Origin of the sequence: Paraburkholderia edwinii (assembly GCF_019428685.1) — a bacterium.
Classification (GTDB): domain Bacteria; phylum Pseudomonadota; class Gammaproteobacteria; order Burkholderiales; family Burkholderiaceae; genus Paraburkholderia; species Paraburkholderia edwinii.
Window position 1 is genome coordinate 1518227 of record NZ_CP080096.1, and the last position, 22693, is coordinate 1540919.

A 22693-nucleotide genomic window follows, 5' to 3' on the forward strand; every position below is an offset into this window, starting at 1 on the left:
GCGTCACCGTGTCTGGGGATTGATCAGAATCTTCATCTTGTCGCTGCCTTTGTCGCTCAGCACGTCGAAGCCTTTTTCGACGACGTCGTCGGCGTCGATCAGATCGTGAATCAGCTTTTCGACCGGAAACTTGCCGTTCGCGATCATGCCGATGATGCGCGGCCAGATCGTGACCGGGTAGCACCAGGTGCCTTCGATGCGGATGTCCTTGAGCGACCACTTCATCGGATCGACCTGCGCGTTGCCGACATGCAGGCCTGCTTGCACGACGGCGCCCGCCGAGCGCACCGTATCGACGCACGCGTTGAGCGCATGCTGGTTGCCCGCGCATTCGATGGCCACGTCGACACCCACACCCTCGGTCAAATCGCGGATCTTTTGCGCCAGTTCTCCGTCGGACGGATCGAAAATTTCGGTCGCGACGCCGAAGCCCGCCATCTTCGCGGCGCGCGCCGCATTCGGTTCGCTGACGAAGATTTTCGTCGCGCCGGCCGCGTGGCAGGCAAGTGCGGCCAGCACGCCGATCGGCCCCGCACCGGTGATCAGCACCGTCGAACCCGCAGTGACGCCGCCGCGGTCCACTGCGTACAGCGCGACGGCGGCCGGTTCGATCAGCGCGCCTTGCTTGTCGCTGACGGTGTCGGGCAGGCGGTTCGCGTGATAGTCGTTGATCACCGTGTATTCGGCCATCCCGCCGCCGTCCCAGCTCAAACCGACGCAGCCCATCTTCGTGCACAGATGGCGCATGCCGCGCGCGCAGTAGTAGCACTGGCCGCAGGAGGCGAGCGGCATGACCGAGATCCGGTCGCCGCGCTGCACGTTCTTCACATCCTTGCCCACCTCGACCACTTCGGCGCTGAATTCGTGGCCGAGCACTTGCGGTGCTTTCGCGCCCGTCAGCGCGTGCGGCTCGGTCGGCACCACGATGGGCCCGGCCTGGTATTCGTGCAGATCGGTGCCGCAGATGCCGCACCATAGCGGCTTGACGATCATCTGGTTCGCGCCCATTCCGTCCGGGTCCGGTACGTTCTCGACGCGGATATCGTGTGCACAGTGAAAACGCACTGCTCTCATCTCTTTGCTCCTCTGATTTGGCGGGCCATTGCGCATGGCCTCATGTCACCTGAAGTTTTTTAGCGTCGCCGGCGGCTCACGTAACACGCCGATGCGCCGATGATGATTGCGCCTTTCACGATGATTTGCGCCTGCACCGGCATGCCGATCAGCAACACGATGTTGAATACGACGACAAGAATGGCTGCGCCCGCGAGGCCGCCCCATAGCGAACCGCGACCACCCGTGAGCGCGAGTCCGCCCATCACGGCCGCCACGATCGAATCGAGTTCGAAGCCGCGCCCGACCCAGTTGTCGACGATGCCCACGTAACCGGACAGAATCAGCCCCGCGAGCCCGGCCAGCAGCGCGCTGATCACGTAGCACGCAATCCGTATGACGTCGGGACTCACACCGACCAGCTTTGCCGCAACCGCGTTGCCGCCCACCATGTAGACGCGCCGGCCGAACGTCGACAGATGCAGCAGCGTGCCGAACACGAGCGCGCATAGCGCGAGCAGCAGTACATTCACGGGAATGCCGGCGACGGCGCCCGTTCCCATCGCATGAAACAGCGGTGGCACGTTGCCCGAAGGCGCGCCCTGCGTGTAGGCAAAGCGCAGGCCGTCGAGCACGACGGCCGTGGCGAACGTTGCGAGAAACGGCGAGACCTGACGCTTCGTGACGAGCAAGCCATTGAGCAGGCCTGCGGCAGCGCATAGCACCAGCGTCGTGCCGAAGATTTCGGGTGCGGAATGGTTCGTGCCGTCGAACGCGGTCGCAATCACCGCCGCGGTCGCCATGACCGACGCGACTGAGAGATCGAGGCCGCCCACGAGAATCACAAAGATCTGCCCGATCACGACAATGCCGAGCGGTGCAAACTGCACGAGCATATTGAGCACATTGTCGGTATGCAGAAACGTCGGCGACCATGCACCGGAAAGCGCGATCAGCAGCACGAGGAAGATATAGATGCCGTAACGCCGCGCGACATCGAGAGAAAGCATGCGCGCAGGGGCACTGTCACGACGAGGAGCAACCGAATTCATGCGATCCCCCGTTTCTGCTGAACGTTGATGCACACGGCGGCGATAATCGCGACGCCTTGCACGATAAGCTGATACTGCGAAGGCACACCGGCGAAGTTGATCAGGTTGTTGAGCATGCTGAGCAGATACACGCCGAGCAGCGTGCCGATCACGCCGCCGCGTCCGCCGCTCAGGATCGTGCCGCCCACGACAACCGGCGTGATCGATGCGAGCGTGTAGTTAAAGCCGAGATACGGCTGACCCGAGCCGAACTGGGCAGCGAGATAGATGCCGGTCAGGCCCGCGCACAGCGAGGAAAACGTGTAGACGAACACGATCACGCGTTTGCGAGGAATGCCCGATAGCGTCGCGGCGTGCTCGTCGTCGCCGACGAGGTATACGTAGCGGCCGAGGCGCGCATTGCGCATGAAGTACGACACGGCGAGATAAAGCAGCAGCACGATCGTTGCGGTGACCGGCACGTTTGCGTATCGGCCGTATGCGAGCGCGTCGAAACCGTCGGGCACGCTGCCCGCGGGGCCATTCGCGTAGTACAGGATGCCGCCCTGCAGCACCGCGCCCATGCCGAGCGTGACGATCAGCGGATGCACACGCAGCCACAGCACGAGCAGGCCGTTCAGCAGGCCGACCGCGAGCGAGACGGCGAGCGCAGCCGCGATGGCGATTTGCCATCCGCCTTGCGTGCTTTCGGAAAGACCGGACGTGAGCGTTGCCGTCACGCTGATCAGCGATCCGACCGACAGATCGATGCCTCCCGTCAGCACGGCGAGCGTCTGGCCCAGCGCAACCAGCGCGAGCCCGGTCGACTGCTGATGGATGTTGAGCACGTTGGAGAGCGTCGAAAAGCGGTCGTTGACGGTTGCGCCCGCAACGAACAACGCGAGGATCAGGGCGAGCACGATATAGCCTGCGCCGTTCGGCGCGACATGACGCCTGAAAAAGCCGGATCGGTTTTCAGTGAGCGAGTGCATGCGCACCTCCCATGTGTGCGGAACGCGAGCCGGTGGCGAGCGCCATGATGTCTTGCTCGGTCATCTGTTCGCCGCTGACTTCTCCGGCGATCCGGCCTTCGCGCATCACGAGCACGCGGTCGGACATGCCGAGCACTTCCTGCAGTTCCGAGCTGATCATCAGGATGCCGAGGCCGCGGCCCGTCAACTCGCGCATCAGGCGATAGATTTCCGCCTTCGCGCCGATATCGACGCCGCGTGTCGGTTCATCGAGAATCAGCACGCTGGTGCACACGCGAACCCAGCGGCTGATCAGCACCTTCTGCTGATTGCCGCCCGACAGCGTGGCGACGCTGCCCGTGGGCGTCGCGCCCGCGATGCCGTATTCGCGAATCGAGGCCGCGCCGGCCGCGCGCTCGGCTTTCGCGCGCAGCAGTCCGCCGCGGGAAAAGCGTGGCAGCGTCGAGGCGGTGACGTTCTGCGCGACATTCAGGTACATCAGCAGGCCCTCGGATTTGCGATCTTCGGTGACGAAGCCGAGGCCGAGCCGGATGGCGGTGGCGGGCGTCATGCGCGTGTGACGCGCGCCGTGTACTTCGACGGTGCCGCGTGCGGGCAGCGCACCGAAAATGCCCGAGGCCAGTTCGGTGCGCCCTGAGCCCACCATGCCCGCCAGACCGACGATTTCGCCCGCGCGCACCGATAGCGACGCGTCGAATACGCGGTTGCCGACATGCAGGCCTTCGACCTTCATCAGTACCTTGCGGCCTGCATCGGCACGCGTTTTCGGCGGATAAATGTCCTTCATTTCGCGGCCCACCATCATCCGCACGAGCTCGTCGTGCGAGGTGCGCGCGACCTCCTGCGTGCCGATCTTGCAGCCGTCTTTCATGACCGTCACGCGATCGCAGAGCTCGAATATTTCGTCGAGGCGATGCGAGATATAGACGATTGCCACACCGCGCTCGCGCAGCAAACGCAAGCGCCGGAACAGCAACTGCACTTCCTTGCCCGCGATCACGGCGGTCGGCTCGTCGAGGATCAGCACGCGCACGTCACTTGCCATCGCCTTCGCGATTTCGACCATCTGCTGGCTCGCCACCGAAAGCGCGCCGACCCGTTCGCGCGGATCGAGCGCGACGCCGAGTTCGAGCAGCAGCGCCGCCGCGCGCTCGTTCATCGCGCGATGGTCGATCGTGCCGAGGCGCGTGCGCGGCTCGATGCCCGCGAAGATGTTCTGCGCGACGCTCGATTGCGGAAACAGCACGAGTTCCTGATAGATGATGTGAATGCCGCGTGCTTTCGCTTCGGCCGGCGACTTCCATGCGACCGGATGGCCGTCGAAGCGCAGGTCGCCTTCGTCTGCCGTGTAGGCGCCGACCAGCACTTTCATCAGCGTCGATTTGCCTGCGCCGTTTTCGCCGACGAGCGCATGGATCTCACCGCCGCGCACGCCGAAGCTCACCGCGTCGAGGCTTTTGACGCCGGGAAACTGCTTCGTAATGCCGATGGCCTCGATCGCGTCGGGCTTTGTCGATGCGTTATCCGCCGCGTCAGCCGGCGTGGAGTCGGGCCCGTTCATTTCTCACCCGGCAGCTTGACCTTGAACGTCGTCGGGTTGTAGCCCGGTCCCATGCCGCTGTCGATGATTTCGTCGGGTGGTCCTTTGGCATCCACGACCTGATCGATGTACTGGTCCGGATGCGGTACCGACGCGGTTTCGTCGCCACGCGTCAGCGCGATTTGCGGGCTGATTTCATAGATCTTCGGCAGTGGCTGGCCTTGCAAGACCTTGAGCGCGACGTCGAGCGACGTGCCGCCCATCGAAGGCGGATAGCCGATTTCAAGCATCGGAATCTTGTACTTCAGCGCGAGTTGCAGCGGACCGTTGAGATCGGCTGTCGTATGCGGCGGAATTTCGCCAGGCTTGAAGCCGGCCGCGACGAATGCGTCGATCGAGCCCGCGACGGGCAGGCCGTGTGCGCACCAGACGGCGTTGATGCTGTGGCCATACTTCGCGATCATCGCCTGCATCTGCTGTCTCGCCTTCACCGGGCTCCAGTCGGAGTAGACCGTATCGAGCACCTTGATGCCCGGATACTGCGAAAACACCTGATGCGCGGCCGCTTCGCGATCGGCGCTGACGCTCGAACCGGCCTGGCCCGCGAGCATGATCACGTTGCCTTTGCCATGCAGCTTCTCGACAATCCACTGCGCCCACAGCCGGCCCATCATCGCGTCCGAACCCGTGACGAACGACACGAAGTTATCGGAGGAAATGCGCCGGTCGACCATCACCACGGGAATACCCTGCTTCATTGCACGCGTGACGACCGGATCGAGCGCTTTCTGCGTATTCGCGCTGACGATCAGAAGATCGACGCCGCGCGAGATCAGGTCCTGAATGTCGGCGGCCTGCTTCGCGTCGTCCATGTTGCCGTTCGTGATCAGCAACTGCTTGATGAGGTCGGAGTGTTCCGAGGCGGCTTTCATCAGCGATTGCTGCATCACGACACGCCAGCTGTCGCCGAGGCCCGCATTCGAAAAGCCGATTACATAAGGCGGCTTTTTCTTGAACTTGGCGGTGTCGGAGAACGGAATCTGCACCGTCGGGTTGAAGAGAAACGTGCGGGGCGCGCCGGTGTAATCCGCGCGCGCGGCCAATGGAGCCGCCAGAGTGAAAGCCGCGGCGGCGAGTACGATCGCACGCTGAAAACGGGTCGAACGACGCATGAATGTCTCCGTGAATGTTTTGGTATGCGTCGGGAGATTCAACCGCTTGCCGCGGTCGTGTGTGCCGATAACGCGATCTATAATCTGGCGCTACCTGTACGCGACATCAGCATCCCGACGGCGCAAATGTGGCATGGTTGACGGGGTGCATCTAGCAATTGGTATTACTAGTAATGGCAGTAACAGGGAACGCGAGGAGACGGGACATGGAGAAGCAGCAGCGCCTGAATGAACTGGCCGATTTCCTGAAGACGCGCCGCGCGCGCCTTCGGCCTGAAGACGTCGATTTTCCTTGCGGCAGCCGGCGCAAAACGCCGGGGCTGCGTCGCGAGGAAGTCGCGGAGCGTGCGGGAATCAGCGTGACCTGGTATGCGTGGCTTGAACAGGGCCGGGAAGTGAATGTCTCGTTCAAGACAATCGAAAGCCTGGCGAACGCACTGAAGCTATCGCCGCATGAGAGAACACATCTGTTCGAACTGGCCAATCACTACACGCCGCCGGGGCCATACCCGATCGCGCAGAACGTGACCGATACCGTGCGCCGCATGCTCGACCAGCTCGGCAACATGCCCGCGTACGTGGTTGACGGCAACTGGAACTATGTGACGTGGAACGAGGCGGCGGTCAGGGTGTTCACCGATTTCCGCAAGTTGCCGGCGGGGCGTTGCAATCTGCTGTGGTTCACGTTTCAGCAGGACGGCGCGCGTGTGTTGTTCCGCGGCTGGGATGCCTACGCGAAGTGCGTGCTTGCGCAGTTTCGCGGAGATTACATCCTGAGGCCATCCGGCGAGGTGTTTCTGCGCGATCTCGTCGAAGAACTGAACGATACCGATGCCGATTTTTGCCGCTGGTGGGCCGAGCACGAAGTGCTCAAGCGCAGCGACTGGCGCAAGGTCATCGAGCACCCCGTTGCGGGTTTACTCGAACTCGATGCGTTGTCGCTCGAAGTGCCCGACGCGCCGGGCATGCGCATCATGGTCTATACGCCGGCGCCGTCAACCGACACCGCGCAGCGTATCGATGCGTTGATGAAGAGCACGAAAACCGTGAATGGGCCGTTTGAGGCGGCAACGGTGCTCGACACGTTTCGCAAGGCGCGAGCGTCGGGCAGCGGGTTCGTAGGGTGACAGCGCTCACCTGACGATGGGCCGCTTGATCAGCGTCGTCTGAACGATGCGAGCACGACTGCGCCGCAGATCAGCACGCCGCCGAGCGCGGTCCGTAAAGCCGGCGTTTCACCGATCAGCAGCCATGCCAGCGCGATGCCGTACACGGGCTCGAGGCCGAACACGACACTCGTCGTTTGCGCGTTGAGGTGCTTGAGGCTCGCCACGACGAGCCCTTGCCCAAGCGCCGTAAAAACGACGCCGAGCACGATCAGATACAGCCAGTCGGTTCCCGATATCGGGTTTTGCGCGTGCAATGCGAAAGGCACGATGCATAGCGCCGCCACGGCCTGCTGATAGAAGGACACGCACGCCGACGGGTAACGCGCCGTGTATTGGCGGCTCAATAGCGCGAGCACCGCATAAGCGAGCGCGGACACGATGCCCCACAGCACGCCTTGCGTAAGGTGATTGCTGAAATCGAGACTCGGTGTGACGAGCGCAAGGCCTAGCGTGACGACGAACGCCGTCACCATGTCCTCGCGGCGGATTCGTTCGCCGAACACAAGGGGCTCGAGAAACGTCGTGAATAGCGGAAAAGTCGAAAACGACAGCAAGCCGATTGCGACCGTGGAAACCTGGATGGAATGGAAAAAGCTGAACCAGTGCAGCGCCAGAATAACGCCCGAAAGCGCCAGGGCAGCGGCGTCTTTACGCGTCGCGAGCCGCAGGCTTTTTCCTGTAATCAATGCGAACGCCAGTAAAGCCATGCTTCCGAAGACGGTGCGCCCGGCCGTCAATTGCGCGGCGCTGACAGTCAGTAATTTGGCGAAAAGGCCGGCGCAGCCCGCCAGCAATACGGCGAAATGAATCTGAGCAAGACCGAGCGTGTGATTTCTTTCGTATTTATGCATCGGCCAAGGATACCGCAGTTAGCCGTTCTCAAACGCGCCGGTAATCGGGTCATTCCGGATTGGGTTTCGCCTGAATTGCTTATTGGCGCAATATTCTGTCTAATATGCGCCGCGAAGGAGTCTGATTTATTTTGGTTTTATAACCCGAACAACAGCCCTCGATAACAACGATGAACCCACTGCTACCGCTCAAAGTCCAGGTGAGCCGCCATGCGCGCATGCTTGCCGGATATTTTCCCGCCACGTTTGCACGCGATGAATCGGATGGTGTCGATATTCGCGGCGTCATTACGCCGAGGCTGTTGAACGGCAACGCGGTGCTCAATCTTAATTACGGCGACGTCGACCGATTTACGTCAAATACCGGCTCGACCGCGACGCTTTTCGTCACGAGAGGCGAAGACCTTGTGCGCGTCACGACGTCGGTCAAACAGCAAAACGGCGAGCGTGCCGTGGGCACCGTGCTCGATCGCTCGCATCCCGCTTATCGGCTGTTGCGTGGCGGGCAGTCCTATATCGGTTATGCGACCTTGTTCGGCAAGCAATACATGACGCGGTATGAGCCGATCACGAATAGCGCGGGGCAGGTGATCGGCGCGCTGTACGTGGGCTTCGACGTCAGCAACGCATGGACGTTATCGATGGGGGCCAAGCTCGCGCTGCTGACCTTCGTTGCCGCTACCGTGGTTCTGTCGGGCTATGGGTGGCTTGTGCGTGCGGTTGTTCTACCCGGCGACCATTCCAGCGCCGACGGAGCGCGTGCATTGAGTTCGTCGCAATGGGGCGAAATCGTCGGCCTGGCGCTGATCGGCGCGCTGCTTGTCAGCGTGCTGGTTTACGTCGCGATGCGGCGCGGCCTCGGCGTGTCATTGCGCGAAGCGAAAGCCGCCGCGGAAAAACTGGCTGCCGGCGACCTCACGGCGCAGGTCCATGTCAGCCGGCGCGACGACCTCGGGCAACTGATGCAGGCGATCAACGGCATCAGTGTCGGCCTCGCATCGGTGGTCGGCAATGTGCGGCGTGCGTCCGATACGATCGCGCTCGCCGCGCGCGAAATCGCAGCCGGCAATGCGGATCTCTCCGCGCGTACTGAGGCGCAGGCCGGTTCGCTCGAAGAGACTGCGTCGGCGATCAGCCAATTGACGTCGATGGTTCGCACGAATGCCGAGCATGCATTGAATGCGAACGGGCATGTGGCCTCGGTATCGGGGCTCGCGGTGAAGGGCGGCGACGTGGTTGGCGAAGTGGTCAATACGATGTCGCTGATCCGCGGCAGTTCACAGAAGATCGTCGACATCATCAGCGTGATCGACGGCATTGCGTTTCAAACCAATATCCTTGCGTTGAACGCGGCCGTCGAAGCCGCCCGCGCGGGAGAAGAAGGGCGCGGCTTCGCGGTGGTGGCCGGCGAGGTGCGCGGTCTTGCGCAACGCAGTGCGGCGGCGGCGAAAGAAATCAAGGCGCTGATCGGCGATTCGGTCGGCAATGTCGATGCGGGCGGTGCGCTCGTCGACGAGGCCGGCCGCAATATGAACGAGATTGTCACGGCTGTCGAGAATGTTGTGAGCCTGATGAATGAGATTACGCGCGCGAGCAACGAACAAAGCACGGGCATCAGCGAAGTAAATCGCGCGATCGTTCAGATGGACGAAATGACGCAGCAAAACGTCGCGCTCGTCGAAGAAGCGGCGGCCGCCGCGGCCAGCATGCGCGAACAGGCGCGCGGGCTCGAAGATGCGGTGCGCGTGTTCCGCCTCGCCGGCGACGCATTGCACTGAATGCATCGGCGCGAACCGGAGACCCGGCTCATCGGCGAACCGGCGACCCGGCGAACCGGCGCGAACCGGCGCAACGCGGCCGCTTCGCTTAAGAAAACCGCTCGCGATACACCTGCGGCGCCACGCCGAGCAGACGAATAAAACTGCGCCGCATCGTCTCTTCGCTGCCGAATCCGCAGCGCGTGGCGATCCGCTTTGCGGGCCACGACGTTTCGCCGAGCATGCGCTGCGCGGCTTCGACACGCAGCTGTTCGACCGTGCGCGCGGGCGTGCGGCCCGTTTCCGCCTTGTAGTGCCGCATAAAGCTGCGTTCGCTCATATGCAGGCGCTTCGCGAGCAGCGGCACGGAAAGATCCGACGCAATATGCGACGCCATCCACGAATGCAATTCGCCGAAGCGGTCATCGGCCCGTTGCATCGACAGCATGGCGCTGAACTGCGACTGGCCGCCCGGCCGCTTCAGAAATACGACGAGTTCGCGCGCCACATCGAGCGCCATCGAACGCCCGTGATCTTCTTCGACAAGCGCGAGCGCAAGATCGATTCCCGCGGTGACGCCGGCCGACGTCCAGACATTGCCGTCGCGGATGAAAATGGGATCGGTCTCGACGCGCAAGTGCGGATAACGCTCGGCCAGTTCGTCGCAACGCGCCCAATGCGTGACGACGCGACGCCCATCGAGCAAGCCGGCCTCGGCGAGTAAAAACGCCCCCGAACAGACCGACGCAATCCGCGTTGAACGCGCTGCCTGCCGCTGTGTCCATCGGGTCAGTCGCGCGTCTTCCGACGCCGGGATCACGCCGCGTCCGCCAGGAATGATCAGCGTATGCACTGCGCCTTTCACGGAGCGGATCGAATCGGCCAGCAACGCGACGCCCGACGAAGACGTGATGGGACCGCGTTCGGCCGCCACGATTCGAGGAACGTATGGCTGGGCGAGCCCGCGTTGCGCCGCGAGTTCGTTCGCAGACGCAAACACCTGCAGCGGACCGCAGACGTCGAGCAGTTGCACATTCGCAAACGCGAGCAACAGAATGGTTCGGGCTTCGCTGGACATGGTTGGCAGAAACAGTGGGGCAAATGGCAATTTTGCCAAAGGCTACCTGCATAGAATTGAGATGTCCACCTCGCAAATTCAGCACGCGGGTGCTCGCTGTTCCACCATTCCACGAGGTATCCCATGACGCTGCAAATCGGCTTTCTGGTGTTTCCGCAAGTCCAGCAACTCGATCTGACGGGGCCGCACGAGGTGCTCGCCTCGGTGCCCGGCACCGCGACGCATCTGATCTGGAAGACACGCGAACCGGTTGTATCGAGCAACGGACTCGCGCTGACGCCGACCACCACCTATGACGAATGTCCGCCACTCGACGTGATCTGCATTCCCGGCGGTTCCGGCGTCACGCCGCTTCTACAGGACGCGGAAACGATCGCGTTTGTTCAGAAGCAGGCGGCCGGCGCGCGTTATATCACGTCGGTCTGCACCGGCTCGCTGCTGCTCGGTGCAGCCGGGTTGCTTCGCGGGCGGCGCGCCACCACGCATTGGGCGTTCCATTCGCTGCTCGAACCGCTTGGCGCGATTCCGACGCAGGGCCGCGTCGTGCGCGACGGCAATCTGATGACGGGCGGAGGCGTGACTGCGGGCATCGACTTCGGCCTGACGCTGGCCGCCGAACTGGCGGGGCTGCAGGAAGCGTATGCGATCCAGCTTGAACTCGAATATGCGCCGGCACCGCCGTTCAACGCGGGCGATCCGGAAACGGCGCCGCGCGAGGTGCTCGAGTTGATGAAGCAACGCTCGGCGCCGGGATTCGCCGCGCGAAGCCGCGCAATCGAGGAAATCGCGCGGGCCCGAGACGCACGCTGACGGGTTGCATTCCGGCGTGCGCGACGGGCCGCGATGGGTGGGCGTGGCGCCGTGCGGTGCCAGGCCGGGCCACGTAATACCCAATGTCTCTCTCCGATCACTTCCTATACTTTTCAAAACCGCAGTGCTGTAGGCGACGACCCGCGATGCCCCATGCCGCCGCCATGCTGCGATGCGAAAAACATCAGGAGGAAGACATGGGACATCCCGCATCCGCGGCGCCCGGCGCGCAGGAAATCGGCGTGCCCGGCCCGCACCGGCCCGCGCTTCCGGCCCTTTCGCTGGCGGCGCTCGGCGTGGTGTACGGCGACATCGGCACGAGTCCGCTTTATACGTTGTCCACGGTGTTCGATGCGGAGACCGGGCTGCCGCTCAATGCTTTCAATATCGTAGGCATTGTGTCGCTGATCTTCTGGTCGCTGATGATCCTCGTGTCGCTCAAGTACGTCGCGCTCGTTCTGCGTGCGCACAATCACGGCGAGGGCGGCATCATGGCGCTGCTCGCGCTGGCGGCTTCGTCGGTGGCGGGGCAGCGGCGCTTGCGCCATATGCTGCTGATCGTCGGCGTGATAGGTGCGTCGCTGTTTTTCGGCGACAGCGTGATTACACCCGCGATATCGGTGTTGAGCGCCGTTGAGGGGCTCGAGGTCGCGGCGCCGGTGCTGAAAACCTGCGTGGTTCCCGTGACGCTGGTCGCGCTCGTCGCCCTGTTTCTGCTGCAGAGGCGCGGCACGGCCGGCATCGGCGTGGTGTTCGGGCCGGTGATGGTGCTGTGGTTCGTCGTGATCGGCATTGCGGGGCTCGTCAATATCGTCGCGGCGCCGATCATTCTGGTGGCGCTTAATCCGCTGCAAGGGCTCGGCTTTTTCCTGCATCACCGCTGGCTGGCGTTTGTCGCGCTGGGCGCGGTCGTGCTGTCGCTGACGGGCGCCGAAGCGTTGTATGCCGATATGGGCCATTTCGGCAAACGGCCGATTCGCCTGACGTGGTTCGGCATCGTGTTTCCGGCGCTCGCGCTCAACTATCTGGGCCAGGGCGCGCTGCTGCTCACACATCCGGCCGCGCAACAGAATCCGTTCTATCACCTGTTTCCGGACTGGGCGCTGTTTCCGATGGTTGCGCTCGCGACGGCCGCCACGGTGATTGCTTCGCAGGCCGTCATTTCAGGCACCTATTCGATGGCGAAGCAGGCCATGCAGCTATCGTTTCTGCCGCGCATGAATGTGGTTCATACGTCCGAGCAGGAAATCGGCCAGATCTACGTGCCAGGCATCAACTGGATACTGCTGGTGGCCGTTGTGGCGGCGGTGCTCGGTTTCGGTTCGTCGACCGCGCTTGGCGCCGCATACGGCATCGCGGTGACGGGCACGATGCTGATCACGACGTTCCTCACGTTCTTCGTGGTGCGGTATGCGTGGCACTACAACTGGCTGCTGTGCGTATTCGCCACGCTGTTCTTCTTCGTGATCGATGCGACGTTCTTCGCCTCGAACCTGCTGAAAATCGCCGCGGGTGGCTGGTTTCCGCTTGTGATCGGCGCAGTGATGTTCACGATTATGGCCACCTGGGGGCGCGGCTGGGAACGCATGCTCGCCGAGGCCCGTGTGCGCGCGGGCACGACGCCGCTCAAATCGTATCTGACGACACTGCTGGCGAGCTCACCGTTGCGCGTCGAGGGCACGGCGATCTTTCTCACACCGAATCCCGATGCGGTGCCGCATGCGCTTGCCAACAATCTGCTGCACAACCATGTGCTGCACGAACGCGTGCTGTTTCTGACGGTGATCACGAAAGAGGTGCCCTATGTACCGGTCGCTGAGCGTGTGGTGGCCCGGGCGCTCGGTTCAGGCTGCTTTCAGGTCTCGGTGACCTACGGTTTCAAGGACGAGATCGATCTGCCGAGATCGCTCGTCGAGTGCAAGGTGGAAGGGATGTCGTGCGAACCGATCGCCGCGTCATGGTTCCTGAGCCGCGCGACGCTCGTGCCGAAGCCAGGTAGCGGCATGGCATTGTGGCGCGGGCGGCTCTTCGCGGTGATGCTGCACAACGTGGGCAATATCGCCGCGTTCTTCAAGCTGCCCGCTAACCGTGTGTTCGAAGTCGGTGCGCAGATCGAGCTTTAGCGGTTGGGGTCGCACTTTTAAGCGTGTGTGACATTTTCCAGTTGGTGTAACTGTTAATTAGTTAAATTAAAGGTTATAAGGAAAAAATACGATTCGTGGAATGTTCAAAGAGGTCAGGTGTTCTGATCGCAGGGGCTTGCATTTAGCGGGTGCCGTTCCTGACCATCCACGAAGGAGTATTCAATGTCTGCTGCCAGCGCGGTTATCGCGATTCTGGGCGCGGTGTTCCTCGGCGTTATCAGCCCGGGCCCGAGTTTTATTGTGGTCGCGCGCAACGCGATCGGCCTTTCACGCCGCGCGGGGCTTGCCACCGCGCTCGGCATGGGCACCGGAGGCGTGATTTTCAGCGGTCTCGCGCTGCTTGGCCTCTTCACCTTGCTCGCGCAAGTGCAGTGGCTATACATCGGCCTGAAGATCGCGGGCGGTCTGTATCTGGTCTATATCGGTTACCGGATGTGGCGCGGCGCGGCCGAGCCGCTGTCGTTCGACGATCTGCAAAACGTTGCGGTCCCAACGGCGCACACGCATAGCTTGCGCGCGTACTGGGTGGGCTTGACGACGCAACTGAGCAACCCGAAGGCTGCGATCGTCTATGCAAGCATTTTCGCGGCGCTGTTGCCGCAGCATCCGCCCGCGCGGTGCTATGCGGTGCTACCGCCGGCGCTCTTTGCAATCGAGGCGGGGTGGTACGCGGCTGTCGCCGTGCTGTTTTCGAGCGGCGGTGCACGGCAGCTCTATGGAAAAGCGAAGGCGCTGATCGACCGTGTTGCCGCAACGGCCATCACGGCGCTTGGGCTGCGGCTGATTCTGACCGCGCATCGCACGGGTATCTGATACGGAGCCGCCATGACATCGGAATCCGACCATGCCGGGTCGACGCCAATATCGACGCAAATCGCCGATCACGAGCGGTTCGGCACGCCGGACGATCGCGCCAGGATGACGGAGATGATGACCGGCTACCGGGTCACCCAGATCGTCAGCCTGGCGGCCGCGTATTCGCTGACCGAGCATATGAGCGCGACGGTGGCGCTATTGATTCGCCGCCGCGCTCGCGCTTGAGTTTGCGCTTGGCCCTGTGCTTGAACCCTCGCTTGAAGCCGCACTTGAACCCGCATTTGCATCCGGTGCCGGCAACGCTTTCTCCGGATGCAGCGGATCATGCAACACTCCCGACCATCCTCCACCCAGATCGCCGATCAACGCCGCTGCATCGAGCAACCGCTGCTGCTGCACGCTCAATGCGGTCTGCTGATCGTTGAGCTGCGTGGTTTGTGCAGTGGCTACCGTCGTGTAGTCGACGGTGCCGGCCTGGTATTCGTTCTGCGCGATCTCGGTGCCGCGGATCGCGTCCTTCACGGCGGCATCGAGTGCCTGCGCCTGGTCCGCGAGAATGCGCAAGCCGGAGAGATCGTTTTCGACGTCTTCGAATGCGAGGAGCACGGTGCCGCGATAGTTCGCGAGCGCCGCATCGTAGCCGGCCCGAGCGGCCGCTACTTGTCCGCTGCGCAGGCCACCGTCGAAGATCGTCTCGCTCGCATTCGCGCCCAGCGACCACACGTAGTTGCTGATATGCAGCAGGCCATTGAGCGGCGATTGTGTGAAGCCATCGAGCGCGGACAGCGAAATGTCCGGATAGTAAGCAGAGATGGCCACGCCGATCGACGCATTGGCGGCCGCCATCTGCCTCTCTGCGGTCGCGATATCGGGCCTGCGCTGCAGAATCGTCGACGGCACGCCCGCCGGAATATCGGGCAGCGCCGGCAGCGCGGTGCTGTGCGGGATGGTCAGTTCTCCGGGATTTTTCCCGACCAGCACCGCAATCGCATGCTGGAACTGCGCGCGCGACACGCCCAGTGCAATCAGATTCGCCTGGGCGTTTTCAAGCTGGGTGCGCGCCTGGACGAGGTTCGAAGGCGGCACGGTGCCCGCGCGATCCTGCTCGTTGACCACACGCAGAAACTCGCGGAATGCTTCGACGGTCTGCGTGAGCAGATCGACATTCGCATCGGTAATGCGAATGTCGATCACGGCATTCGCGAGCGCAATCTGCTCGGACAGCGTCGCATTGGCCAGCGTCGCTTCGCTCGCTTGCGCGGTCGCCGAATTCTGTTCGATCGTGCGGCGCACCTGGCCCCACAGATCGAGGTCCCAGCTTGCGCTGCCCTGCAGCGATCCGCCGTTGTTGATGCGTGCGCCGCCCGCTTGCGGAAGGAATGCCGAACTGCCGAACGTGCTGGTCGGACTGCGCTCGCGAGTGAACGAGCCTTGCGCGGCGAGCGTCGGGAACAGCCCCGCGCGCGCGATGCGCACTTCGGCGATCGCCTGCTGATAGTTCGCGTAACTCTGGCGCACGGTCTGGTTCGACACCGCGACCTGCGGTTCGAGTTCGTTGAGCAGCGGATCGTTGAACGCGGTCCACCAGTCGCCTTTCGGGCCCTCGGCGGCGGTGGGTTGCGCCTGCGTCCAGCCCGGCAATTCGGACCACGTCGCCGGCACGGCCACCTGGGGCCGCTTGTAGTCGGGACCGACCATACAGCCGCTCGTCAACGCGACGAGCGAGAGCGCGAGTAGCGTGCGGGTCATGTTCATCATTGCGCGCCCGTATCCGGTGCGTCCGGGGTGTCGGTTATGGGAGGCTGGCGGTTCCACGGCAGCCGCGCGGACCAGCGCGCCACCTTCGAACGCAGGCGGTCGAGATAGAGGTAAATCACGGGCGTCGTGTACAGCGTGAAGACCTGGCTCAGCACGAGGCCACCCATCACGGTGACGCCGAGCGGCTGTCGCAGCGACGCACCCTGGCCGATGCCGATCGCGAGCGGCAGCGCGCCGAGCACCGCGGCGGCGGTCGTCATCATGATCGGACGCAGACGCACGACGGCGGCTTCGTGAATCGCCGCGCGCGCATCCATTTTCTCGTGGCGCTGCAACTGGATCGCAACGTCGACCATCATGATGCCGTTCTTCTTGACGATACCGATCAGCAGAATAATGCCGATCATCGCGATGACCGAGAACGGCGTGCCGAAAATCAGCAGCGCGAGCGTTGCGCCGATGCCGGCCGACGGCAAGGTCGAAAGAATCGTGAGCGGGTGGATCGTGTTCTCGTACAGCACGCCGAGCACGATATACACGACGAGCAACGCGGCAAGAATCAGCAGCGGCACCGTGCCCATCGACTGCGCGTACGCTTGCGCGGCGCCCGCGAATGCGCCGTGCACAGACGCCGGAATGCCGATTTCGCGCGACGCCTGCTCGATCGCGGCATCGGCCGCGCTCAGCGAACCGCCGGCCGGCAGGTTGAACGAAATCGTGCCGGCCACGAGGCCGCCCTGGTGGTTGACCTGCGTCGCGGTATGGCTGCTGGTCCAGTTGATCATGGCCGAGAGCGGCACCATCGTTTCGGCGGCCGTACTATCGGCGCTGCCGGTGGAACTGCCGCCTTTGCTGTTGGCAATGCTGTTGGTCTGCGCGTTGGCCTGCGCATTCGAATTGAGCGCATTGGTGGCGGCGGCAGCGGTGGCTGCCGCGGCGATCGCAACCGGCTGCGTGACGCCGGAGACGGTCGCGCCTTGCATCTGCGTCTGCTGCGTGCCGCTCGCGTTGCCGGCAGCGGTGCTCAGATAGATGCCGCTCAGCGACTGCGGGTACTGCCAATACTCGGGGGCGACCTCCATCACGACAAAGTACTGGTTCAGCGGATTGAAAATCGTCGATACCGTGCGTTGTCCAAATGCGTCGTAAAGCACGTTGTCGATCTGGTTCGCGACAAAGCCGTAACGCATCGCGGTGCTGCGGCTTATGTTCACGTAGGCCTGCAGGCCGTTTTGCTGCAGGTCCGAATTGACGTCGACGATCTGGCTCCGATGTTTGCCAAGCGCGGTGACAAGCCTCGGAACCCATTTGAACAGCGCGTCCGGGTCGTCGCTGGTCAGCGTGTACTGGTATTCGGCTGCCGATTGCCGTCCGCCGATGCGCAAGTCCTGCTGCGCCTGCAGGAACAGCTGCGCGCCGGACACCGCACTGAGCTTCGGACGCAGCCGGTTCACTATTTGCGTGGCGGAAAGATGCCGTTGCGCAAGCGGCTTGAGCTCGATAAACACATTGGCCGTATTCAACGCGCGGCCGCCGGTGAAGCCTGCTACCGATTGCACGGCCGGGTCTTTTTGCACGATGGCCTGCAATTGCGCGAGCTTCTTTTGCATCGCGTTGAACGAGATGCTCTGGTCGGCGATGATCTGGCCGATCAGAATGCCGGTGTCCTGCTCGGGGAAAAACGTCGCTGAGAGAAAGCGGAACAGGAACACATTCGCGACGAGCAGCGCGATCAGCGAAAGGCCGATCAGCAGTGCATGATCCAGCACGAGATTGAGTGAGCGGCTATAGGCGTTGCGAAAACGGGTGAAGCCATTGTCGATCCACTGTGCGATACGCCACTTCTGATGGCCCGCCTGTTCGCGCTTTAACACATACGCGCACATCGTCGGCGTGATGGTCAGCGAGATAACGAGCGACAGCAGAATCGCAATGGACAGCGTCACCGCGAACTCATGGAACAGCAGGCCGACAATGCCCGGCATCAGCAGAATCGGCAGAAAGACGGCGATTAGCGAGAGGCTCATCGATATGACGGTGAAGCCGACTTCGCCGGCGCCGCGTATCGCCGCTTCTTTCGGGTCGAGCCCGGCCTCGATATGGCGCACGATGTTTTCGAGCACCACCACCGCATCGTCGACGACGAAGCCCGTGCCGATTGTCAGCGCCATCAGCGACAGATTGTCGATGCTATAGCCGAGCAGATACATCGGGCCGAATGTACCGACAATCGAAAGCGGCAGCGCAACGGCCGGAATCAACGTCGCGCGTGGCGACAGCAGGAAGATAAACACCACGCCGACCACGAGCAGCACCGCGATAAACAGCGTGCGCTCGGTGTCCGATGTCGATGCGCGCACCGACTCCGAGCGGTCGATCGCGACGTTGATATGAATCGAACTCGGCATGGCCGCTTCGATCGCGGGCAGCCGCGCCTGAATCTGGCTGACCGTCTTCACGACATTGCTGCCCGGCAGCGGATAGACGATCACGAGCACCGCGGATTTGCCGTTATAAAGGCCCGCGTTGCGGATGTTCTCGTTCGAATCGATCACGCTCGCGACGTCGCGCAAGAACACCGGTGCGCCTTGCCGGTACGCGATCACGATGTCGCGATACGGCGCCGCGTTGCTGATCTGATCGTTCGACAGGATCTCGAAGCGCTGGCCGTTCTGGTCGATATGACCTTTCGCGCTATCGGCATTGGCCGCGCTGACGGCGGCGCGCACGTCCTCGAGGCCGATGCCATAGCTGTTGAGCTTGCCCGGCTGCAGTTCGACGCGCACCGACGGCAGCGCGCCGCCGCCGAGCGTGATCTGGCCGACGCCGTCCACTTGCGACAACTGCTGCTGAATGACCGAATCGGCGGAATCGTAGAGCTGCGCTTTAGTGAGCGTGTCGGACGTTAGCGCGAGCACCATGACCGGCGCGCTCGCGGGGTTGTACTGCCGGTAAGTCGGATTCGCGCGCAAGGTGGTCGGCAGATCGGCGCGCGCGGCCTGAATCGCCGCCTCGACATCGCGCGCGGCGCCGTTGATATCGCGATTCAGGCCGAACACGACGACGATCATCGAGGTGCCGACATAGCTCGTCGACGTCAGTTCGGCGACGTCGGCGATCGTGCCCAGGCGCCGCTCGAGCGGCTCGGCGACGGTCGAAGCCATCGTCTCGGGGCTCGCGCCGGCCATCTGTGCCTGCACGACGATCACCGGATACGCGACATTCGGCAGCGGCGCGACCGGCAGCTGGAAATACGCAAGAAAACCCGCCAGCAGAATCGCGACCGCTAACAGACTGGTCGCGACAGGCCGCCGGATAAACAGCGCCGGGATGTTCACGGCGTGCTCCGCGGCGCGTTGCCTTCATCGCGCTCGCGGCGCTTGCGCGAGAAGCGCTGCGCGAGGCGGTCGAAGAACAGATAGATGACGGGCGTCGTGAATAGCGTGAGCACCTGGCTTAACGTCAGACCGCCGATAATCGCAAGGCCGAGCGGCCGGCGCAGTTCGGAGCCCGTGCCGGTGCCGAGCAGCATCGGCAGGGCGCCCAGCATGGCGGCGAGCGTCGTCATCAGGATCGGGCGGAAGCGCAGCAGCGAGGCCTCGAAAATCGCTTCGCGTGGCGACTTGCCGTGCACGCGCTCGGCTTCGAGCGCGAAGTCGACCATCATGATCGCGTTCTTCTTCACGATGCCGATCAGCAGCACGATGCCGATAATGCCGATCACGTCGAGGTCGCTGCCCGCGATCATCAGCGCGAGCAGTGCGCCGATGCCGGCCGATGGCAGCGTCGACAGAATCGTGACCGGGTGGATATAGCTTTCGTACAGCACACCGAGCACGATATAGACGGCCGCCAGCGCGGCGATCAGCAGATACACCTCGCTCGAAAGCGAATCTTCGAATGCCTGTGCGGCGCCCTGGAACGTCGACGTGATCGACGGCGGCAGGTTCACCGCGCTTTCCGCGTCGCGAATCGCGCGCACGGCGGCGCTTAGCGAGGCGTCTTTCGCGAGATTGAAGGAGATCGTCACCGACGGGAACTGCGCGAGGTGGCTCACCACGAGCGGCGTGCGCACGATGCGCAGCTTCGCGATGCCCGAGAGCTGCACCTGACCGCTGCTGCCCGTCTGGCTCGGCAGATACAGGTTGCCGAGCGATTGCACGTCCGCCATCGCTTCGGGCTTAGCGACAAGAATGACGCGGTACTGGTCCGACTGCTGGAAGATCGTCGATACGATACGCTGGCCAAGGGCGTCGTAAAGCGCGTTGTCGATCGTCGCCGCGGTGATGCCGTAGCGCGCCGCGAGCTGACGGTTCACGTCGACGTAAATGCCGAGCCCGTCCACATTGAGGTCGCTTGCGACGTCGGTGATCGATGGAATCTTCTTCATGCGATCGATCAGCGTCGGCACGTATTGCTGGAAGGCCTGCTCGTTCGGACCGCGCAGCACGAAGTTGTACTGGTTCTTCGTGACGGTCGTATCGAGCGTCAGATCCTGCTCGGGCTGCAGATAGAGCCGGATGCCCGGCACTTTCTCCGTTTCTTCCTGAATGCGGCGGCCGATTTCCTCGGCCGTTTCCGACCGGTCGTCGCGTGTGCGCAGGTTGATCAGAAAGCGCCCGTTGTTGAGCGTCGTGTTCGTGCCGTCGATGCCGATGTACGACGTGAGTGACACGACGTCCGGATCTTTGAGGATCGCCTGCGCGAGCTCGTTTTGCCGTTTGACCATCGCCGAGTACGAGACGGAGTTGTCGGCCACGCTGATGCCTTGCAGGACGCCGACGTCCTGCACCGGGAACAGACCCTTCGGTATGACGATGTAGAGAATGAGTGTGAGCGCGACGGTGCCGAGCGCGACGAAAAGCGTCAGTGTCTGGTGGTCGAGCACCCAACGCAGGCCGCGCTCGTATGCGGCCAGCGTCTTGTCGAAAAGCCCTTCGCTGATGCGTTCGAAACGGCTCGGATGCCGTTCGGCCTGGGCTCGCAGAATGCGCGCGCACATCATTGGCACGACTGTCAGCGAAACGACGGCCGACAGCACGATCGTTACCGCAAGCGTAATGGCGAACTCGCTGAAGAGCCGGCCGATCACGCCGCCCATAAACAACAGCGGAATCAGCACCGCGATCAGCGATACCGTCAGCGACAGAATCGTGAAGCCGATTTGCCCCGCGCCCTTTAACGCGGCCTCGAGCGGGCCCATCCCTTCTTCGAGGTAGCGGACGATATTCTCGATCATCACGATCGAGTCGTCGACGACGAAGCCCGTTGCGATGATCAGCGCCATCAGCGACAGATTGTCGATCGAATAGTTGAGCTGGTACATCACCGCGAGCGTGCCGATCAACGAAACCGGCACCGAGATGCTCGGGATGATCGTCGCGGGCACGTTGCGCAGGAATACGAAAATCACCCCCACGACAAGCACGATCGCGAGAATCAGCTCGAACGCGGCGTCGCGCACCGACGAGCGGATCACGCCGGTGCTGTCCGCGACCACGGTCACTTTCATGCCGGCCGGCAGCGTCGATTCGAGCTTCGGCAACTGCTGCATGATCTGGTTCACCGTGCGGATCACGTTCGCGCCCGGTTGACGCTGCACGTTGATCACGATCGCCGGCGTTTTGTTGAACCATGCGCCGCGCTCGACGTCCTGCGGCGCCTGGCTCGCGCGCGCGACGTCGCGCAGGAACACGGGCGCGCCGTTCTGATACGCGATCACCGAGTTCATATAGTCTTCGGGCGCGGTGATCTGATCGTTGCCGTTGATCGTGTAGTCGAGCTCGGGGCCGTCGAAGTTGCCTTTCGGCTGGCTCACGTTGATGTTCGCGAGCAGCGTGCGCAGATCGTCGATATTGAGGCCGTAGCCCGCGAGTTTTTGCGGATCGGCTTCGACGCGCACGGCCGGCACGTTGCCGCCCGCCGTCGTGACGAGACCGACGCCTTGCACTTCGGAAATCTTTGTCGCGAGGCGATTGTTTGCGACGTCCTGCAACTGCGTGAGCGACATCGACTTCGATGTGAGCGCGAGCGTGAGGATCGGCTGGTCCGCGGGGTTGACCTTCGCGTAGGTGGGTGGGGCGGGCAAGCCCGCCGGCAGAAAGCTGTTGGCCGCGTTGATCGCCTGTTGCACGTTCTGCTGCGCGACGTCGAGGTTCAGCGCCAGGTCGAACTGCAGCGTGATGATCGACGCGCCTTCGGAGCTGTACGAAATCATCTGCTGCAGACCCGGGATCTGGCCGAGCTGCACTTCGAGCGGCGCGGTCACCGTGGTCGCCATCACGTGCGGACTCGCGCCGGGGTAGAAGGTCTGCACCTGGATCGTCGGGTAGTCGACCGACGGCAGCGATGAGACCGGCAGGAATTTCATCGCAACGAGGCCGATGAGCACAAGCGCGATCATCAGCAGCGATGTCGCTACCGGTCTCAGGATAAACAGGCGGGAGAAATTCATCGGCGCTGGATAGGCGGCTTAGGGTCGGCTTGTGCGGTGCTGGTCGATCGCTTGTCGCTCGCTGTCGG

The 22693-nt window shown here is 62.9% G+C and carries 16 protein-coding genes; 6 read left to right on the forward strand and 10 right to left on the reverse strand.

What is annotated here, in order from left to right; genetic code table 11:
- Positions 1–3: 3 nt before the first annotated feature.
- The 5 genes from KZJ38_RS28525 to KZJ38_RS28545 are packed head-to-tail and all read right to left on the reverse strand — an operon-like array spanning position 4 to position 5788.
- The gene (locus KZJ38_RS28525; RefSeq protein ID WP_219803419.1) at positions 4–1074 is read right to left on the reverse strand and encodes a 2,3-butanediol dehydrogenase; all 1071 of its coding nucleotides are present in this window, start codon (positions 1072–1074) and stop codon (positions 4–6) included.
- Between the two features lie 59 nt (positions 1075–1133).
- The gene (locus KZJ38_RS28530; RefSeq protein WP_246642053.1) at positions 1134–2063 is read right to left on the reverse strand and encodes an ABC transporter permease; all 930 of its coding nucleotides are present in this window, start codon (positions 2061–2063) and stop codon (positions 1134–1136) included.
- A 38-nt stretch (positions 2064–2101) separates the two neighbouring features.
- Positions 2102–3076: an ABC transporter permease gene (locus KZJ38_RS28535; protein WP_219803421.1), complete on the reverse strand. Its 975-nt coding sequence runs from the start codon at positions 3074–3076 to the stop codon at positions 2102–2104.
- On the reverse strand, positions 3060–4637 hold the full coding sequence (locus KZJ38_RS28540) for a sugar ABC transporter ATP-binding protein (protein ID WP_219803422.1): 1578 nt from the start codon (positions 4635–4637) through the stop codon (positions 3060–3062). Before KZJ38_RS28540 ends, KZJ38_RS28535 begins: the two co-directional genes overlap by 17 nt.
- Positions 4634–5788 carry an ABC transporter substrate-binding protein gene (locus tag KZJ38_RS28545; protein WP_219803423.1) on the reverse strand — a complete coding sequence of 385 codons (1155 nt, stop codon included), beginning with the start codon at positions 5786–5788 and terminating at the stop codon, positions 4634–4636. The genes KZJ38_RS28540 and KZJ38_RS28545 overlap by 4 nt, the downstream gene beginning before the upstream one ends.
- 206 nt (positions 5789–5994) lie before the next feature.
- On the opposite strand from KZJ38_RS28545, the gene KZJ38_RS28550 reads away from it, so the two are divergent.
- Positions 5995–6915, forward strand: a complete 921-nt coding sequence (locus KZJ38_RS28550) for a helix-turn-helix transcriptional regulator (RefSeq protein WP_219803424.1) — start codon at positions 5995–5997, stop codon at positions 6913–6915.
- A 29-nt stretch (positions 6916–6944) separates the two neighbouring features.
- On the opposite strand, the gene KZJ38_RS28555 is transcribed toward KZJ38_RS28550, so the two are convergent.
- Positions 6945–7808 (reverse strand): DMT family transporter, encoded by an 864-nt coding sequence (locus KZJ38_RS28555; RefSeq protein WP_219803425.1) that lies wholly within the window; start codon positions 7806–7808, stop codon positions 6945–6947.
- A 170-nt stretch (positions 7809–7978) separates the two neighbouring features.
- Here KZJ38_RS28555 and KZJ38_RS28560 point away from each other — a divergent pair, with 170 nt between their 5' ends.
- A complete protein-coding gene (locus KZJ38_RS28560) occupies positions 7979–9586 on the forward strand; it encodes a methyl-accepting chemotaxis protein (RefSeq protein ID WP_219803426.1) in 1608 nt (535 codons plus the stop codon).
- Positions 9587–9674: 88 nt separating this feature from the next.
- Here the strand turns inward: KZJ38_RS28560 and KZJ38_RS28565 are convergent, their stop codons facing one another.
- Positions 9675–10643: a GlxA family transcriptional regulator gene (locus tag KZJ38_RS28565; protein WP_219803427.1), complete on the reverse strand. Its 969-nt coding sequence runs from the start codon at positions 10641–10643 to the stop codon at positions 9675–9677.
- A 123-nt stretch (positions 10644–10766) separates the two neighbouring features.
- On the opposite strand from KZJ38_RS28565, the gene KZJ38_RS28570 reads away from it, so the two are divergent.
- The 4 genes from KZJ38_RS28570 (at position 10767) to KZJ38_RS28585 (ending at position 14638) form a co-directional block, all read left to right on the forward strand.
- The gene (locus KZJ38_RS28570; RefSeq protein ID WP_219803428.1) at positions 10767–11453 is read left to right on the forward strand and encodes a DJ-1/PfpI family protein; all 687 of its coding nucleotides are present in this window, start codon (positions 10767–10769) and stop codon (positions 11451–11453) included.
- A gap of 197 nt (positions 11454–11650) precedes the next feature.
- A complete protein-coding gene (locus KZJ38_RS28575) occupies positions 11651–13576 on the forward strand; it encodes a potassium transporter Kup (RefSeq protein WP_219803429.1) in 1926 nt (641 codons plus the stop codon).
- A 183-nt stretch (positions 13577–13759) separates the two neighbouring features.
- Positions 13760–14410: a LysE family translocator gene (locus tag KZJ38_RS28580; RefSeq protein WP_219803430.1), complete on the forward strand. Its 651-nt coding sequence runs from the start codon at positions 13760–13762 to the stop codon at positions 14408–14410.
- Positions 14411–14422: 12 nt separating this feature from the next.
- A complete protein-coding gene (locus KZJ38_RS28585) occupies positions 14423–14638 on the forward strand; it encodes a hypothetical protein (protein WP_219803431.1) in 216 nt (71 codons plus the stop codon).
- Here the strand turns inward: KZJ38_RS28585 and KZJ38_RS28590 are convergent.
- Genes KZJ38_RS28590 through KZJ38_RS28600 form a run of 3 tightly spaced genes read right to left on the reverse strand, consistent with a single transcriptional unit; the run spans position 14609 to position 22625 of the window.
- Positions 14609–16168 (reverse strand): efflux transporter outer membrane subunit, encoded by a 1560-nt coding sequence (locus KZJ38_RS28590; protein WP_219803683.1) that lies wholly within the window; start codon positions 16166–16168, stop codon positions 14609–14611. The two genes, KZJ38_RS28585 and KZJ38_RS28590, sit on opposite strands and share 30 nt — an antisense overlap.
- Positions 16168–19509: an efflux RND transporter permease subunit gene (locus KZJ38_RS28595; protein WP_219803432.1), complete on the reverse strand. Its 3342-nt coding sequence runs from the start codon at positions 19507–19509 to the stop codon at positions 16168–16170. The genes KZJ38_RS28590 and KZJ38_RS28595 overlap by 1 nt, the downstream gene beginning before the upstream one ends.
- The gene (locus tag KZJ38_RS28600; protein ID WP_219803433.1) at positions 19506–22625 is read right to left on the reverse strand and encodes an efflux RND transporter permease subunit; all 3120 of its coding nucleotides are present in this window, start codon (positions 22623–22625) and stop codon (positions 19506–19508) included. The genes KZJ38_RS28595 and KZJ38_RS28600 overlap by 4 nt, the downstream gene beginning before the upstream one ends.
- Positions 22626–22693 lie beyond the last annotated feature (68 nt).

What these genes read in the sequence shown, in the direction of transcription:
- KZJ38_RS28545 (WP_219803423.1), bottom strand. Translation starts at nt 5,788, where the DNA reads ATGCGTCGTTCGACCCGTTTTCAGCGTGCGATCGTACTCGCCGCCGCG.
- KZJ38_RS28540 (WP_219803422.1), bottom strand. Translation starts at nt 4,637, where the DNA reads ATGAACGGGCCCGACTCCACGCCGGCTGACGCGGCGGATAACGCATCG.
- KZJ38_RS28585 (WP_219803431.1), top strand. Translation starts at nt 14,423, where the DNA reads ATGACATCGGAATCCGACCATGCCGGGTCGACGCCAATATCGACGCAA.
- KZJ38_RS28550 (WP_219803424.1), top strand. Translation starts at nt 5,995, where the DNA reads ATGGAGAAGCAGCAGCGCCTGAATGAACTGGCCGATTTCCTGAAGACG.
- KZJ38_RS28525 (WP_219803419.1), bottom strand. Translation starts at nt 1,074, where the DNA reads ATGAGAGCAGTGCGTTTTCACTGTGCACACGATATCCGCGTCGAGAAC.
- KZJ38_RS28530 (WP_246642053.1), bottom strand. Translation starts at nt 2,063, where the DNA reads ATGCTTTCTCTCGATGTCGCGCGGCGTTACGGCATCTATATCTTCCTC.
- KZJ38_RS28555 (WP_219803425.1), bottom strand. Translation starts at nt 7,808, where the DNA reads ATGCATAAATACGAAAGAAATCACACGCTCGGTCTTGCTCAGATTCAT.
- KZJ38_RS28565 (WP_219803427.1), bottom strand. Translation starts at nt 10,643, where the DNA reads ATGTCCAGCGAAGCCCGAACCATTCTGTTGCTCGCGTTTGCGAATGTG.
- KZJ38_RS28590 (WP_219803683.1), bottom strand. Translation starts at nt 16,168, where the DNA reads ATGAACATGACCCGCACGCTACTCGCGCTCTCGCTCGTCGCGTTGACG.
- KZJ38_RS28580 (WP_219803430.1), top strand. Translation starts at nt 13,760, where the DNA reads ATGTCTGCTGCCAGCGCGGTTATCGCGATTCTGGGCGCGGTGTTCCTC.
- KZJ38_RS28560 (WP_219803426.1), top strand. Translation starts at nt 7,979, where the DNA reads ATGAACCCACTGCTACCGCTCAAAGTCCAGGTGAGCCGCCATGCGCGC.
- KZJ38_RS28535 (WP_219803421.1), bottom strand. Translation starts at nt 3,076, where the DNA reads ATGCACTCGCTCACTGAAAACCGATCCGGCTTTTTCAGGCGTCATGTC.
- KZJ38_RS28600 (WP_219803433.1), bottom strand. Translation starts at nt 22,625, where the DNA reads ATGAATTTCTCCCGCCTGTTTATCCTGAGACCGGTAGCGACATCGCTG.
- KZJ38_RS28570 (WP_219803428.1), top strand. Translation starts at nt 10,767, where the DNA reads ATGACGCTGCAAATCGGCTTTCTGGTGTTTCCGCAAGTCCAGCAACTC.
- KZJ38_RS28575 (WP_219803429.1), top strand. Translation starts at nt 11,651, where the DNA reads ATGGGACATCCCGCATCCGCGGCGCCCGGCGCGCAGGAAATCGGCGTG.